The 15675-nt window shown below is 67.0% G+C and carries 15 protein-coding genes; 4 read left to right on the forward strand and 11 right to left on the reverse strand.

What is annotated here, in order from left to right; translation table 11 throughout:
- Position 1 precedes the first annotated feature (1 nt).
- Positions 2-637 carry a TetR/AcrR family transcriptional regulator gene (locus G6N43_RS22025; protein ID WP_083150397.1) on the reverse strand — a complete coding sequence of 212 codons (636 nt, stop codon included), beginning with the start codon at positions 635-637 and terminating at the stop codon, positions 2-4.
- Positions 638-755: 118 nt separating this feature from the next.
- Here G6N43_RS22025 and G6N43_RS22030 point away from each other — a divergent pair, with 118 nt between their 5' ends.
- Positions 756-2240, forward strand: a complete 1485-nt coding sequence (locus G6N43_RS22030; protein WP_083150396.1) for a cytochrome P450 — start codon at positions 756-758, stop codon at positions 2238-2240.
- Between the two features lie 75 nt (positions 2241-2315).
- Here the strand turns inward: G6N43_RS22030 and G6N43_RS22035 are convergent, their stop codons facing one another.
- On the reverse strand, positions 2316-2816 hold the full coding sequence (locus tag G6N43_RS22035; RefSeq protein ID WP_179967909.1) for a 2-isopropylmalate synthase: 501 nt from the start codon (positions 2814-2816) through the stop codon (positions 2316-2318).
- Positions 2817-3029: 213 nt separating this feature from the next.
- Between G6N43_RS22035 and G6N43_RS22040 the strand changes: the two genes are divergently transcribed.
- Positions 3030-3794: a sulfite exporter TauE/SafE family protein gene (locus tag G6N43_RS22040; RefSeq protein WP_083150395.1), complete on the forward strand. Its 765-nt coding sequence runs from the start codon at positions 3030-3032 to the stop codon at positions 3792-3794.
- Positions 3795-3866: 72 nt separating this feature from the next.
- Here G6N43_RS22040 and G6N43_RS22045 read toward each other — a convergent pair whose 3' ends face one another.
- The 4 genes from G6N43_RS22045 to G6N43_RS22060 all read right to left on the reverse strand — a co-directional run bounded on the left by G6N43_RS22045 (position 3867) and on the right by G6N43_RS22060 (position 8950).
- Positions 3867-4934 (reverse strand): phosphotransferase family protein, encoded by a 1068-nt coding sequence (locus tag G6N43_RS22045; RefSeq protein WP_083150394.1) that lies wholly within the window; start codon positions 4932-4934, stop codon positions 3867-3869.
- A 24-nt stretch (positions 4935-4958) separates the two neighbouring features.
- Positions 4959-6317: a neutral zinc metallopeptidase gene (locus tag G6N43_RS22050; protein WP_083150393.1), complete on the reverse strand. Its 1359-nt coding sequence runs from the start codon at positions 6315-6317 to the stop codon at positions 4959-4961.
- A gap of 58 nt (positions 6318-6375) precedes the next feature.
- A complete protein-coding gene (gene poxB / locus G6N43_RS22055; protein ID WP_083150392.1) occupies positions 6376-8112 on the reverse strand; it encodes a ubiquinone-dependent pyruvate dehydrogenase in 1737 nt (578 codons plus the stop codon).
- Positions 8113-8182: 70 nt separating this feature from the next.
- Positions 8183-8950 (reverse strand): SDR family NAD(P)-dependent oxidoreductase, encoded by a 768-nt coding sequence (locus tag G6N43_RS22060; RefSeq protein WP_083150391.1) that lies wholly within the window; start codon positions 8948-8950, stop codon positions 8183-8185.
- A gap of 99 nt (positions 8951-9049) precedes the next feature.
- On the opposite strand from G6N43_RS22060, the gene G6N43_RS22065 reads away from it, so the two are divergent.
- A complete protein-coding gene (locus tag G6N43_RS22065; RefSeq protein WP_083150390.1) occupies positions 9050-10582 on the forward strand; it encodes a molybdopterin-dependent oxidoreductase in 1533 nt (510 codons plus the stop codon).
- Positions 10583-10627: 45 nt separating this feature from the next.
- The gene (locus G6N43_RS22070) at positions 10628-12175 is read left to right on the forward strand and encodes an ATP-dependent DNA ligase (protein ID WP_083150389.1); all 1548 of its coding nucleotides are present in this window, start codon (positions 10628-10630) and stop codon (positions 12173-12175) included.
- Positions 12176-12186: 11 nt separating this feature from the next.
- On the opposite strand, the gene G6N43_RS22075 is transcribed toward G6N43_RS22070, so the two are convergent.
- The 5 genes from G6N43_RS22075 to G6N43_RS22095 all read right to left on the reverse strand — a co-directional run bounded on the left by G6N43_RS22075 (position 12187) and on the right by G6N43_RS22095 (position 15667).
- Positions 12187-12627, reverse strand: a complete 441-nt coding sequence (locus tag G6N43_RS22075) for a pyridoxamine 5'-phosphate oxidase family protein (protein ID WP_083150388.1) — start codon at positions 12625-12627, stop codon at positions 12187-12189.
- 5 nt (positions 12628-12632) lie between these two features.
- Positions 12633-14042 carry a WS/DGAT/MGAT family O-acyltransferase gene (locus G6N43_RS22080; RefSeq protein ID WP_083150387.1) on the reverse strand — a complete coding sequence of 470 codons (1410 nt, stop codon included), beginning with the start codon at positions 14040-14042 and terminating at the stop codon, positions 12633-12635.
- Positions 14043-14108: 66 nt separating this feature from the next.
- On the reverse strand, positions 14109-14531 hold the full coding sequence (locus G6N43_RS22085; protein ID WP_083150386.1) for a pyridoxamine 5'-phosphate oxidase family protein: 423 nt from the start codon (positions 14529-14531) through the stop codon (positions 14109-14111).
- A gap of 57 nt (positions 14532-14588) precedes the next feature.
- Positions 14589-15014, reverse strand: a complete 426-nt coding sequence (locus tag G6N43_RS22090) for a hypothetical protein (RefSeq protein ID WP_083150385.1) — start codon at positions 15012-15014, stop codon at positions 14589-14591.
- Positions 15011-15667: a helix-turn-helix transcriptional regulator gene (locus G6N43_RS22095; RefSeq protein ID WP_110810331.1), complete on the reverse strand. Its 657-nt coding sequence runs from the start codon at positions 15665-15667 to the stop codon at positions 15011-15013. The genes G6N43_RS22090 and G6N43_RS22095 overlap by 4 nt, the downstream gene beginning before the upstream one ends.
- Positions 15668-15675 lie beyond the last annotated feature (8 nt).

The raw sequence follows: 15675 nt of genomic DNA on the forward strand, positions 1-15675 counted from the left end.
ACTACCTACTCGGCTTCGGGGCTCCGCCCCACATCGCGTTGAGCCACAGCTTCTCGACGATGTCGACGGCGCGCGCGTACTCCTGGTCGCGGCCGACGAACGTACTGTCGTGCGTCAGCGTCATGGTGGTCACCGCCGCCATCGTGCGCACCAGCGCGGGCAGGTCGTCGGAGATCGGCCGCAACTCGGAATCCTGCTCGAGCAGCGTGATCAGCTTCTCGATGATGCCGTCGTAGAAGTCGTCCATCATCTCGCGGATCTGCGCGTCCGTGTTGCGCGCCACCGCACAGGCACGCAGCACCGGATCGTCGTTCGCGTACACGGCTGCGGCGCTGCCGACCATCCGCTTGACGAACGCCTCGGGCGTCTCCCCCGGCTCCCGGGACGCGAAGTGGTGCGTCAGGCTGTCCAGAAGATCACTGGCGTCGGCGAGGATCACCGCCAGCACCGCGTACTTCGAGTCGAAGTAGAAGTAGAAGCCCGACCGGGCCACGCCGGCGCGCTCACTGATGGTGCTGACGGACAGATCGGCGAAGGAGCGCTCCTGAAGGAGTTCCCGCACCGCGGTCACGATCGCATCGCGTTGCCGGTCGCCTCTGCTGCGGCGGAGTTCGGTGGGTGCGGACTCAGCAGTCATGGGAGTAGACCTTCGCACCGTGACACGTCGACACCAAACTTGACATGCGTCAAGTCTGCCATCCAGGATGGGGATGAGAGTGACAACGGCCACAGTCTTTTCTGATTCAGGAGCGTTGATGCCGACGATCAGCACCAAAGATTACGTTCTCGACCAGGCCAGGCGGCGTGTCACGACGTCGCCGCTGCTCACCCTGCCGGGGATGGGCTTGCTGGAGAAGCGGCTGCTGGCCCACGACTGGCCCCAGCGGGCATGGGCGGAGCCGCCCGCCGGGAGCGATCTCAAGCCCGTCATGGGTGACCTCGGATTGCCGATCGTCGGCCACATGGTCGAGATGTTCCGCGGCGGCCCGGACTTCTTCCTGCACCTCTATCGCAAGCACGGTCCGCTGTTTCTCATGGACTCGCCGATCATCCCTTCGGTGGCGGCGCTGGGACCCGATGCCGCACAGGCGATTTACTCGAACCGCAACAAGGACTTCTCTCAGCAGGGCTGGGTACCCGCCATCGGACCGTTCTTCAAGCGCGGCCTGATGCTCCTCGATTTCGACGAGCACATGTTCCACCGGCGGATCATGCAGGAGGCGTTCGTCCGGACGCGTCTCGTCGGCTACACCGAGCAGGTCGACAAGGTCGTCTCGCAGGTCATCGCGAACGACTGGGTCAGCAACGACCCGCGTTTCCTGCTCTATCCCGCGATGAAGGAACTGACCCTCGACATCGCCTCGATGGTGTTCATGGGCCATGAGCCGGGCACCGACAAGGAACTGGTCACGAAGGTCAACCGGGCGTTCACCATCACCACGAGGGCGGGCAACGCCATCATCCGCACGGGCGTGCCGCCGTTCACCTGGTGGCGTGGCCTGAAGGCCCGCGAATACCTGGAGAGCTACTTCGAGGCACGGGTCAAGGAGCGCCGCGGCAAGGAAGGAAACGACCTGCTGACGGTGCTGTGCGAGACCGAGGACGAGGACGGCAACAAGTTCTCCGACGAGGACATCGTCAACCACATGATCTTCCTGATGATGGCTGCCCACGACACGTCGACGTCCACGGCGACGACGATGTCGTACTACCTCGCCGCCAATCCGGAATGGCAGGAACGCTGCCGCGACGAATCAGACCGGCTCGGTGACGGACCGGTGGACATCGACTCGCTGGAGAAGCTCGAGTCGCTCGATCTGGTGATGAACGAGTCGATCCGGCTGGTGACGCCCGTGCAGTGGGCGATGCGGCAGACGGTCCGCGACACCGAACTGCTCGGCTACTACCTGCCCAAGGGCACCAACGTGATTGCGTACCCGGGGATGAACCACCGGCTCGAGGAGTTCTACCCCGACCCCTACAAGTTCGATCCGGGCCGCTTCACCGAGCCTCGCAACGAGCACAAGAGGCACCGCTACGCGTTCAGCCCGTTCGGCGGCGGCGCGCACAAGTGCATCGGCATGGTGTTCGGCCAGCTCGAGGTCAAGACGATCATGCACCGACTGCTGCGCCGGTACCGCCTGGAGCTGCCGCGGCCGGGTTACGAGGCCCGCTACGACTACGGCGGGATGCCGGTGCCGATGGACGGCATGCCGATCGTGCTGCGGCCGCTGCGCTGAGTCACCTCTTCGCGAAATAGCATTCCAGGTCGCCGATTGCGCCGATTGGCAGCCCGGAACGCTATTCGCGGACGATCAGGCCGTCACCAACAGCCGGTTGGCGCAGGCGATGACGGCGCGCAACGCCGACTGCGTCGGGTCGGCAGCCAGACCCATCGCCCATTCGGTGTGTCCGCCGTCGGAGCCGCAGATGAAGGTGGCGGTGTTCTCGCCGGCGGGCAACTGGTGAAAGGCGGTCATCTCGACCGCGATCCCCTGCTCGTAGAGCATCTCCGTCAGCGCTGCGACCGGCCCCGGCGCCTTGGCCGACGCCGTGGCGATGCGGTCACCCAGGGCCAGCGTGGCCTGGAAGGTGCGCGGCTGCGGACCCAGCCGGGTGGCCGGACGGTCAGCGTCGGTGCAGGCCCACTGGCCCAGTCGCAGGGGTCCCGTGGTGGGCGCGTACCAGTCGAGGAACGTGTCGAACGACATGGCGGCGGCCTCCTCGCGCAGACCGCGGGGCACCGGTCCATCCAGGTAGGTCGCAAGTGTCGATGGCCCCGATCTCAGGCCTGCGCTGGTTGCTTCGAAAGTCATGTGCCGGTCTTCTCAGTTCAGAGGAAATGACCGACGAAGTAGCGACGACCCACAGCGAGGGGTCGGTCAGGATCAGACCCCGCTGCGGGTTGCTACTACGAGTCGCCTCGGCACGTCCGCGATATTAGACGCCGCCGGACGGGCCGCGCAAACGGCTTTTCGAGCATCTCCCGGCGCGACGCCCCGCCTTCGGCCGCGTAACGTGTGCGCCCGATGACGTGGTGGGATGCGGCTTTTCTCGCCGCGGCAGGGGTGCTCGGTGGCCTCACCGGCAGCATCGCGGGCTTGGCGTCGGTGGCCACCTACCCCGCCCTGCTGATGGTCGGCCTCCCGCCGGTCACCGCCAACGTGACCAACACCGTCGCCGTGGTGTTCAACGGAATCGGCTCGGTCCTGGGCTCACGCCCCGAACTCAAGGGCCAGGGCGCCTGGCTCAAACGGATCGCCCCGGCCGCGGCGCTGGGCGGCGTGGTGGGTGCGGTCCTGTTGTTGTCGCTACCCGCCGAGGGTTTCGAGAAGGTGGTGCCGCTTCTCCTCGGATTCGCCTCGGTCGCGATAGTCATCCCCACCCGCCCTCGCAGGGAAGTGACCGTTGCCACCTATCGCAGGCACGCGGTGACGGCTTTGGTCGAATGGGTCGCGATCTTCGGAATCTGTATCTACGGAGGCTATTTCGGTGCCGCCGCCGGAGTGCTGCTGATCGCGGTGTTGCTGCGCACAGGTGGGCCGACGCTGGCTCACGCCAACGCGGGCAAGAACGTCGTCCTCGGTATCGCCAACGTCGTCGCTGCGGTCATCTTCATCGTGGCGGCACCGGTGCAGTGGTCGGCGGTGATCCCCCTCGGACTTGGTTGCCTGGCGGGTTCGCGGCTGGGGCCCGTCGTCGTGCGTCACGCACCTGCGAAGCCGATGCGCTTGGCGATCGGCGCGGCGGGGCTGGCGTTGGCCGTCAAGCTCGGGATCGACGCCTACGGTTAGACCCGCGAGCAGGCGCAAACTGCCCGTCTTTCGCGGCGTGTGCGGGGACTTTTGCGTATGCTCGCGAAGAAGCTAGGTCAGGTCGAACGGGTTGTCGCCCTTGACAACCCGCGTGCCGACGTCGATGAGGTTCTGCGCGCTGGCGTGCAACGCCTCCCCCGCGTCACGGCTCGCCTTACCCATCAGATAGCGCGACCACGTGCCCTCGATGACGACGCCGAGCTTGAAACACGCCATCGCCATGTACCAGTCGAGGTGCGGCGTCTCCCGCCCGCCGGCGTTCAAGTAGGCCTCGAGCAGTTCCCTTCTGCTGGCCAGCCCGCCGAGCGCGGCCAGCGCGGCGCCGGCCGTGATCATGCTGGTGTTCAGCGGCCAGGTGATCAGCATCCAGCCCATGTCCAGCAGCGGGTCTCCGACGGTGCACATCTCCCAGTCCACGAACGCCGCCAACTCGGGCTTGTCCCGTCGCAGCAGGACGTTGCTCATGTGCGGGTCGCCGTGCATGATTCCGGGCTCGCCCTCCGGGGGAAGGTTGGCCTGTAGCCAGTCGGCGAGGTCGGTGACCGCCAGCGATTCGGGGTCGTAGTTGTCGTGCCGGTAGCTCCCCAGCAGCCGGAGGAACTGCGGAACCTGGCGCTCTACAAACGACCCCGGCCGCCGCAGCTCCTCGAGCGGCTTGCCCCGCCATTCGGCGTTACCCAACCGGGCCAGGCTCGCGGCGTACGACAGGCCGACGTCGTGTCGCAGCGTCTCGTCGCGGGCATATGCCTCGGACACCTCGGCGCCGGGGTTGAAGCCGTCGATCTCCTCCATCAGGTAGAACACGACGCCGAGCACGCTGGGGTCTTCGCAGCCGGCGATGAAGCCGGGATGCGGGACGTCCGTACCCGCGAGCGTGCGCAGCGCCGCGATCTCGCGCAGCATCGTCTTGTCGCTCGTCGGCCGCGGGTGAAGCGGCGGACGACGCAGCACCATCGGACGGCCGTCGATGTGCAGTCGCACCACGATGTTCTGCGTCCCGCCGGTGAGCGGTTCGACGTCGGTGACGGTGGAGCCCAGCCCCTGCTGTTGCACCCACTGCTGCAGGGTGGCTTGGTCCTCGTCGCTCAGTGTCGGTAGCTGCTGCGCGTCATCGGGCATGCAGACATATTGTCAGGTCACTTGCTACGCCTGATAGTTCAGGCACGATACGGCTCCGTCGATCACACCCTGACGGAACGCCTTGACCCTGGCCCAGCCGGCACCCTGGCGTTCGACATCGCCGTCACCGCGGAACACCAGCAGCGCCTTGATGCCCTCGTCGAGGTCGCCAGGCGAGATGTGGAACGTGCTGGTTTCGGGACGGTTGTAGAGGATGACGCTGGCCGTATAGCCACCGGCGAGGCAGTCCCCGCGCAACGTCGACGTCTTCTCGTCGGACTCGTCACCCAACCTCGTCAACGCCGCCAATCCCCACTGCGTGGCCAGCAGCGTGGTGACCGCGTAATCGCCGCCCTGCCGGTACACCTGCGGCATGGCGTCGACGTTGTCCCATGCCACGTAATCCTCTGGCACGCAATAGAACAGCGAGTATCCCTCGGCCGACTGGTCGCCGCACATCGGCGGCTTGGCGGGATCGAACGGCTCGATGGACCGCAGCGGCGGCCACTCCTTGCCGTCGGAGAGCTCCGGGTAGACCTGCGTGAAGTAGTCCTCGATGTCATACGGCACGCCGTTGACGATCGAGTCGTAGGGCGCGTCGCCTCCGCGCGACTCGTCCTCGTCGTCGTTGAAGGGCAGTTCGAGCACCATCGGCTCGTCGTCGCGGTAGTCCTTGCACTTGTCGAGCCCGTTGTCGAAGCCGTCCTGGAATGCGCTGACGCGGTCGAACCCGCTGCCGTGGGCGTTCGGGTCGATCTTGGACGTGCCGGGGTTGTCTCGCAGGTCGAGGACACCTGCGAGGGCGGTGTCCAAGTTCGCGGCGTTGATGTCGAACACCTTGTCGTCGTGCGCATGTCGGGACCACGCGCCGGCGAAGCAGTCGGCTTGCAGCTCGCTCGTGACGGTGCGCGCGGTGAAGTGCGACCGAGCCTGAACCGCGTGGCCCCATTCGTGCGCCATCACGACCGCGATGACGAATTCGCCGTACTTGTCCTGCAAGTCGGGAAGCAGCCCCTGGGCGTCCCACGCCACGACGTCCTCGGTCGAGCAGTAGAACGCGTTACCCGCGACCTCCGCGGCTTCGGTCGTGCACGGCGGAGCGGGGCTCTCCTCGGTGACGGCGTAGTAGCCGCCCGCGATCTGCTCGAATTCCTTGTCGTAGAGCTTGGGAAACTGTTCGCCCCAATACTTCTCGAGGTCCGCGATCGCCTTGATCGCGACCTTGTTTACCGGCGCCGACGCGTCACCGTCGATCTTCACGGTGCTGGTGTCCGGCGCCCCATCCTTCTTCTCACCCTGAGCCGCCGACTGCGATTTGGCGCCACCGCCGCAGCCGGCCACGAGCAGGACAACGGCCGCCACCGCGGCCACCCATGTGCGCATGCGCGAACATTAGCGGCCAAGATCAGAAATTTTGCGGTAAGTGCGCAGCTGAATCGGATCAGTCGAGAATTCGTCGCGCGACATTCGTCGTCACCAGATCGAGCAGCTCATCACCGCGCCCGGCGAGGATCGTGCGGATGGCGTACAGCGAGAAGCCTTTCGCCTGCTCAACGGTGATCGCCGGCGGAATCGACAGCTCCTGTCGGGCCGTCACCACGTCGACGAGCGCGGGCCCGTCGTGGGCGAATGCGTCCACTAGCGCCTGCTCCAGATCGGCCGGTTGCTCAACGCGGCGGCCGAAGATTCCCATTGCCTGCGCCACGGCGGCAAAGTCTGGGTTCACCAGATCGGTGCCGAAGTTGACGATGCCCGCGGCCTTCATCTCCAGTTCGACGAAGTTCAACGAGGAGTTGTTGAACACGATCAGCTTGACCGGCAGCCGGTTCTGGATCAGCGTCACGAGCTCACCGAACATCATCGTCAGCCCGCCGTCGCCGGCGAGCGCAACCACTTGGCGGTCGCGGTAGGCGGTCTGCGCGCCGATCGCCAGCGGCAGCGCGCACGCCATCGTGCCGTGGTTGAACGACCCGATGAGTCGTCGACGGCCGTTCATCGTGAGGTATCGCGCCGCCCATACCACCGGCGACCCCACGTCCGCCGTGAACACCGCATCGTCGGCAGCCAGCCGATTAGCAAGGCCGGCAACGTATTCGGGCCGGATCGGCGTCCGGTCGCGATCGTTGACGGCCAGCTCGTCCAGGCGTTTGCGGGTCTTGGCGTAATGGCGCAGGGACCGATCGAGGTGCTCACGCTCGGCCTTCTGCCGCAACAGCGGTGCCAGCGCCGCCAGCGTGTCCTTGACGGTACCCACGAGCCCGAGGTCGACGGGCGTGCGCCGGCCGATGTTGCGGCCGCGGATGTCGACCTGGATGACCTTCGCGTCGTCGGGATAGAACTGCTGGTACGGGAAGTCGGTGCCCAGCATCAGCAGCGCGTCGGATTCCTTGATCGCCTTGTAGCCGGAGGCGAAACCGAGCAGCCCGGTCATGCCGACGTCGTATGGGTTGTCGTATTCGATGAACTCCTTGCCGCGCAGCGCATGCACGATCGGCGCGTTCAGCGTCGCCGCCAGGCTCACCAGGGCTTCGTGCGAGCCGGCCACCCCGGCGCCGCCCAGGATCGTGACCGCCTGGGCGTCGTTGAGTATGGCGGCGGCCTGCCGCAGCGACTCGTCGTCGGGGCGCACCACCGACCGCGACGGGAGAACCGGGCGCGCGTTCCACGCGGAGGCGTCGGCGCGTTGGAGAAAGATCTCACCGGGGATGACGACGACCGCGACGCCGTTCTCCTCGACGGCCGCGCGCATCGCCATCTCGAGGATGCGCGGTGCCATCTCGGGTGTGCTGACGAGTTCGCGGTACACACTGCACTCGCGGAACAGGTCCTGCGGGTGCGTCTCCTGGAAATACTCCGAACCGATCTCGGTGCGCGGGATGTGCGCCGCGATCGCGAGCACGGGGACGCGGCTGCGCTGCGCGTCGAACAGTCCGTTGATCAGGTGCAGGTTGCCGGGGCCGCAGCTGCCCGCGCAGACGGCGAGGCCGCCGGTGAGCGCCGCATCGGCCGCGGCGGCGAAGCCTGCGGTCTCCTCGTGACGGACATGCTCCCAGGTGATTTCGCCGCTACGGCGGATCGCGTCGGTGAAGCCGTTGAGGCTGTCGCCGGGTAGCCCGTAGACGCGGCGCACCCCGCTGACCTTCAGAGCGTCGATGACGTGATCGGCGACGGTCGCCACCCGGCCACCCTATGCGATTTCGGTGTAGTTAGTCGTGCTGAGCGCGACCAACTACACCGAAATCACCGAATTACTTGGGGGCGAAGCGCTGGCCCGCGTCCAGCCGCAGGCACTGCCCGTTGAGCATCGGGTTCTCGACGATCGCCGCGACCAGCTTCGCGTACTCCTCCGGCTTGCCCAGCCGCTTCGGGAACGCCGCGTCCTTCGTCAGCGCCTTGGCGAACTCGTCGGGAATGCCCTCGGTGAGACCGGTGGCGAACAGGCTCGGCGCGATCGCCAGCGCCCGGATGCCCAGGCTGCCCAGGTCGCGGGCCATGGTCAGGGACATGCCCGCGATCGCGGCCTTGGCCGCGGTGTAGGCGACCTGCCCGATCTGACCCTCGAACGCCGCGATCGAGGCGGTGTTGATGATGACGCCGCGCTCTTCCTGCTCGTCGTCGACCAGGTCCTGCTTGCTCATCTGCCAACCGGCCAGCCGGCTGATGTTGAACGTGCCGATCAGGTTCAGATCGATGCACTTGCGGAACGTGTCCAGGCTGTGCGGCCCGTCCTTCTTGACGGTGCGCTCGGCGGCGCCGCCGCCGGCAGTCGTGACGATGATGTGCAGACCGCCGAGCTTGTCGATGGCCTGCTGCAGCACCTTCTCGGTGCCCTCGAAGTCGGTGACGTCGACCTCGAAGAACGAGCCGCCGATCGCGTCGGCGACTTCCTTGCCCTTCGACTGCGGGCGGTCCAGCACCGCGACGTTCGCGCCGCGCTTGGCCAGCAGTTCCGCCGTGGCTTTGCCGAAGCCCGACGCCCCGCCCACGATGATGGCGTTCTTGCCTTCGATCTCCATTGTGGCTTCCTTTCCAAAAAGTGCCCAAACCGTAAAGCAACCTATCCGATGTCATTTTTTGGTAAGCCTTTCGGGTCGGTGCGTGGGTAGCTTGGCGTCATGACCGCGCGCGGCGCCAAGGCGATGGCAGGTATCGCGGCGGCGGCGGTGGCGCTCGGGGTGACCCAACTGCTCGCCGTCCTGTTCGGCCCGGAGGCCGACGCGCGCACCGCGGTCGGATCGACCGTCATCGACCTGACGCCCGGCCCCGTCAAGGAATGGGCCATCCAGACCTTCGGCATGGCCGACAAGTTGGTGTTGTCGGTGCTCGTGGTGGCGGTGATCGCGGGCATTGCGGCAGTAACGGCCCAATACGAGACGCGTCGCATGCCGGTGGGCAGCGCAGCGATCGTGCTCGCAGGGGTCGCGGGCTGCGCGGCCGTGCTTTCGCGGGAGGGAGCCGGCGTTGCGGACATCCTGCCGACGGTGGTCGGCACCGTCTGCGGCGTCGCAGTGCTGCGGCTGCTCACCTCGGGCCGGTTCACCGACGCCCCGGAGAGCGACCCGGTGACCGACGCGCCGGACCGCGGTAGGCGACTGTCGCTCATCACGCTCGCGTTTCTCGGAGCGGGCGCGCTGGCGGGTGTCGGCGGCGCCGTGCTGTCGCGCCTGACGACCTCGGTCGCCGGCGATCGAAACGCCTTCGCGCTGCCGAAGATCGACGTGGCCGCACCGTCCGTCCCAGCCGCCGTCCAACCGCATGGCGTCACGCTGCCGTCCTTCGTCACACCCAACGACGAGTTCTACCGGATCGACACCGCGCTGTCGGTACCGCAGCTGAGCCGCGCCAACTGGCAGCTGAGGATCCACGGCATGGTCGACCGCGAGATCACCTACGGCTTCGAGGATCTGGAGAAATTCGAGGTCATCGAAAAGCTGGTGACCTTGACGTGCGTGTCCAATCCCGTCGGCGGCAGTCTCATCGGCAACGCGGCCTGGACGGGGTACCGTGTGCGGGACCTGTTGGCGGAGGCGGGCATTCACTCGGACGCGGACATGGTGCTGTCGAAGTCGATCGACGGGTTCACCGCGGGCAGCCCCGTCGAGGCACTCACCGACGACCGCGACTCCCTCCTTGCGGTCGGCATGAACGGCCAGCCGCTGCCCACCGAGCACGGCTATCCCGCGCGACTGGTGGTGCCCGGCCTCTACGGCTACGTGTCGGCGACCAAGTGGGTCGTCGATCTCGAGCTCACCCGCTTCGACCGCGCACAGGGGTACTGGACGCCGCTGGGCTGGTCCGCGCACGGACCCATCAAGACGCAGTCCCGCATCGACGTGCCACGCAGCGGGCAGGACGTGCCCCGGGGACCGGTGACGTTCGGTGGGGTGGCCTGGGCCCAGAACCGCGGGGTGCGCGCCGTCGAGGTGCGCATCGACGAGGGCGACTGGCAGCGGGCCGACCTCGGCGCCAACTACGCCGACGACACCTGGCGGCTCTGGAGCTTTCCGTGGCAGGCCACCGAGCGGGGGCTGCACACCATCTCGGTCCGCGCGATCGACAACACCGGCGCCGTCCAGACAGGTGACATCGCGAACCCGGCTCCCGATGGCGCAACCGGCTGGCACACCGTGTCGTTCGCGGTGAAGTAATCGCTCCTCCTCGAACATGTCTGACACCCGTGCCAGTCTGATGGCGTGCAGTTGCTTGACGTCGCCACCGCCTCGGCCGAGGTCGGCGCCACCTCGGCGCGACTGAAGAAGATCGCCAGAATCGCCGAGCTCCTGCGCACGGCCGGTGCGGAGGGTGACGCCGGCCTCGTGGCGGTGGTCGTGTCCTGGCTGTCGGGCGAGCTGCCGCAACGTCAGATCGGTGTCGGCTGGGCCGCGCTTCGGTCGTTGCCCGCGGCGGCGACGGAGCCGTCGCTCACGGTCGCGGACGTCGACGCCCGGTTCAGCGAGATCGGCGCGGTCGCGGGGAAAGGGTCGCAGACTAGGCGGGCGGAGTTGGTGTCCGCACTGTTCGGCCAGGCCACGGAGGCCGAGCAGACGTTCCTGCGCCGCCTGCTCAGCGGTGAGCTACGGCAGGGCGCGCTGATCGGCGTCATGGCGGACGCGGTGGCCAAGGCGGCCGGGGTTCCCGCGCCGGCGGTGCGGCGCGCAGCGATGCTCGGCGGCGCCCTGCCTGCGGTCGCTGCTGCTGCCCTCACCGGAGGGGAAGCCGCGCTGGAGCAGTTCACGCTCGCGGTCGGTCGGCCCGTCGGTCCGATGCTGGCGCAAACCGCGACCGGTGTCACCGATGCGCTCGAACGTATCGGTGGTACAACGGTTTTCGAGGCCAAGCTCGACGGCGCGCGGGTACAGATCCACCGGTCGGGCGACTCGGTCTCGATCTACACGCGCAGCCTCGACGACGTCACCGCACGACTGCCGGAGGTGGTCGACGCGACGCTGGCGCTCCCCGTCACCGACTTGATCGCAGACGCCGAGGCGATAGCACTGCGCCCCGACGGCCGGCCACATCGATTCCAGGTCACCGCGTCCCGCTTCGGGCGCTCCGTGGACATCGACGCGGCGAGAACCGCCCAACCGCTGTCGGTGTTCGTGTTCGACCTTCTGCATCTCGACGGCACCGACCTGCTCGACTTGCCGACCAGCGAGCGCATAGCGGTCCTCGATTCCGTGGTGCCGCAGACGCATCGGGTCGACCGGCTCATCACCGATGACGCGGGCGCGGCGCAGAACTTTCTCGACATCACGCTGGCGGCCGGTCACGAAGGTGTGATGGCGAAATCGGCCACCGCACCCTACGAGGCGGGTCGCCGCGGCGCCGGCTGGCTGAAGGTCAAGCCCGTGCACACCCTCGACCTCGTGGTTCTGGCCGTCGAATGGGGTTCCGGACGGCGCACCGGCAAGCTGTCCAACATCCACCTCGGCGCCAGAGACCCGGCGACCGGTGAATTCATCATGCTCGGGAAGACCTTCAAGGGGATGACCGACGCCATGCTGGATTGGCAGACCGCCCGGTTCACCGAGCTGGCCGACGGTCCCACCGACGGCTACGTCGTCAAGGTACGGCCCGAACAGGTGGTCGAGATCGCGCTCGACGGTGTGCAGACCTCGACGCGCTACCCCGGCGGAATGGCGCTGCGATTCGCAAGGGTGCTGCGGTACCGCGACGACAAGAACCCGGCCGAGGCCGACACCATCGACACCGTCCGCGCCCTTTACCAACGCGGGGGCTGACCCGCTTGCGGCTAGCTGTCAGCGTCGCTTCCGAAGTGCGGCACACTGCGTTCGCGGAATCGGCGTCCCGTGATCTTCTCGGTCCGGATCCGCACGAAGTGATCGCGCCTGCCCTGCACCCACGGCTCCACGAAAGTTCCTGAGACCTCGACCAAGTCGTCGACATCGGTGATCGGCTGCGCATGCCCGACCACCGTGACACTCCATCCGGTACGCAGGTCCGGATCGAGTTCATCGGCTTCGAACGCGACGACCTGGTTGTCGGTGGCCGCCTCGAGCTTGGGCCCACCGGCGACACGGATCACGATGTCGTCGTGCCACAGCCGGAAGTTGACCGGTTGCACCGCGGGGAGCGCGTCCTCGGTGAAGACGAGTCGGCCCACGCGAACCTGTTGTAACAGGTCCAGACACTGGCGACGGTTGAGGACATCGAGCTCTTTGGTGTTGGGCATGATCGTCAACTCCCTCGTACCAGTGCGAGCGTCCCCACGGGCGTGGAGCGCCAGTGACCACCGCTCACAGCCGTCAAACGGGCGATTGCACGCTCTATGCCGCAGGCTAACTCATCGACGTCGGGCGCCGCGTCATAGTCGCCGATGATGCCGAACGCGAGATGGTCGGCATAGCTCATGATCGCGATACCCGTGCGTAGATTCATCGCCAGCGGGGGTATCGGCAGCAGCCGAACGACTTCTCGACCTTTGACGTAGAGGCGCTTTCGCGGACCCGGCACGTTCGTGGCCAGGGTGACGACACCGCGCTGAGGTAGCCGGGTCAACGTACGCACGGTCCACGCCGTCAACGGGAAAGGCACCGCCTTCGCAGCAGTGACGAAGATGTTTCCGGCTTGGCGCTGTCCGCTTGCCTTCGTACGCATGAGGCGCGCGTGCACGGACTGCAACTGCTCGATGGGATCGGCCTTCTCCACCGGAAGGCACGGCAACATGACCGAGACGCGGTTATCCGTTTCGTCCGCGGCATCGGCCGAGCGCACCGAGACCGGCACCAGCGTGCGCAGTGAGTCCGGCCGGGGCAGCTCGCCCCGACTCAGCAGCATCGTGCGGTAACTGTCCGTGATCGCCGTCAGCGCAACGTCATTGACGGTCACACCGAAGCCGGCGCAGATCTTTTCGACGTCCTCGAGCGAGACCTCGACCGAGGCGTATCGTCGCATACTGGTCAGCGGTCCGGTCAGTGACGACGGCGCCGCTGGACGCAGCAGTCCGCCTGCGATCTCGGCCGCCCCCTGCAGCGCGTGCGCGGCGGCAGCCGTCACACTCAGCGATGTGCGCCATGCTCCGGCGATCCAATCGATCGGGTTGAGCGAGCGCGCCGGCAGTCGTGGTCTGCGCGTCGAGCGCTGTGCCGCACGGATTTCGGTCGCGAACGTATCGACCGCCCCGCCGTCGCAGATCCGGGAGAGCAGGTGGCTGGCCGCGATACCGTCGGCGATGCAATGGTGGACCTTCATCAGGATCGCCCACCGGTTTTGCGACAGGCCGTCGACCACCCAGCACTCCCACAACGGGCGGTCACGGTCGAGACGGCGCTCCATGACGTCGGCAACCCAACGCGACAGGGCCGCGTCGTCTCCGGGAGCCGGCAGCGCCGCCCGCCGAATGTGATGGGAGAAATCGAGGTCCGTATCCTCCACCCAACTGGGAGCGCCGAGGTCCAGCGGCTGCGTCCGCAGTACCTGCGTGAACCTCGGCACCGACAACACGCGGTCACCGATGGTCGCGGTCAGCGAATCGAAATCGGGCATCGGCCCGGCGAGGACGGCGACTGCACCGATCGCGAGGCTGACATGGCGGTCGGAGTCCTCCGCGTGCAAGAACCCCGCGTCGAGCGTCGTCAATTGCTCCATGGGACCACTGTCGACCTTTTCCGAGCTCAACGGCAGGGGCAAAGGTCCCTTCGTTGGCAGCCCCGGTCAGTCGATATCGACCGAAGGTCCGAATCGGAAGCGCCGACCGCTGATTTCCGTCGGATCCACCCGAACGAAACGCGGCTTGCGTCCCGCTGTCCACGGCATCAGCTGGGCTCGCTGCGCTTCCTCGATTTCTTCGTTGGTGTGCAGCACACGGCCGAAGCCCTTGACGATGACGCTCCAGCCTTCCGACACGTTGTAGTCGTCGGCTTCGAACACCACCCGGGCGTTCATCACGAGGGCGAACAGCTTGCTGGCGAAGTTCGCGGTCCGGAACAGCACGGTCCTGCGCTGCACGACGTAGTTGACCGGAAAGATCTCCGGGGAGCCCTCGACGCACATGACGAGCCGACCCACCGACCTACTCGACAGCAGGTTCCAGCTCTCGTCCGCCGATAGGACATCCACAGGTTCACCGGCCATCAACGCAGTCTAAGGATCGGGCGCGCTAGCGCTGCGGAGTTGAACACAACCGGAGCGGATTCAGCTGGACAGCAGGAGAATTCCGCCCACGATCAGCGCAACGACCTTGACGGCTTCGAACCCGACATACACATAGTGCGCACGGGATCGAGGTCCGTCCCCACCGGCCAGCACCGCATTTGAGCGGCGCGTCAAAAGCGGTCGCACTCCAACCAGTTGGGCGATAAGAGCGCCGGCGGCGACGACCAGCGCCACGATGACGCCGGTGCGCGGCTGACTCAGCACCAAGGCGACGCCGATGACGACGGCCAGCACCACTTCGGACGCGTTGAGCGCACGAAAGACCAACCGCCCGATGCCGAGCCCGATCTGCAGCGTGACCCCGGGCGCACGGAACTTCAGCGGCGCCTCGAGGAACGAGATGGCCAGTACCATCCCGAGCCAGACGAACGTCAATGCGGTGGCGGCGGCGAGACCCGCGCTCATGATGACTGCCTTTCGACGGTGACGTGGGCCAAGCACAGGTCGGGCTCGACAAACGGTTCCAACCTGTCGACGGTGACGGGCGCTCGCCACGTCTTCAGTGCGCCCTGCATGAGGCCCAGGTGAATCGGGCAGACGACGGCCCGGCTGTCTTCGGCCAGTTCCAGGAACGGGCAGTGGCGTAGGCCGACGTTCGTCTCACCGTCGGCGTCCAACCGCTGCGGTGCGAACCCGAGGTCGTCGAGCAGGCCGATGAGCCGATTGACCGACGCACGTATGCCCAGCGCCTTCGGGGCCGGACGGGTCACCCGGTCCGCCCAGGCACGTCCGGCTTCGAGCGCCTTGGCACTCGCGTTGCGTTGCCCGACCAGACCGAGGGTGAGGATTTCGGCGAGCAACCGGTATTGGCGCGCCCCGCCGGGGTCCATTCCGCGCACCGCGCGATACATCAGCGGCGGACGGCCCGGACCTTTCTGATCGGGCTCGACACGCTCGGCCCTGCCATCGGCGATCAGGGCTTCCAGATGGAACCGGACCGTGTTCGCATGCACTCCAAGCTGTTCGGCGACATCCACGATGGTCATGGCGCCGTCGGCACGCCTCAGCACCGCCAGGACGTCTTCGCGACGACCCGCCGGCTGTGACGCGGAGCTCATGGTCTGCG

Origin of the sequence: Mycolicibacterium moriokaense, from assembly GCF_010726085.1 — a bacterium.
GTDB classification, from domain to species: domain Bacteria; phylum Actinomycetota; class Actinomycetes; order Mycobacteriales; family Mycobacteriaceae; genus Mycobacterium; species Mycobacterium moriokaense.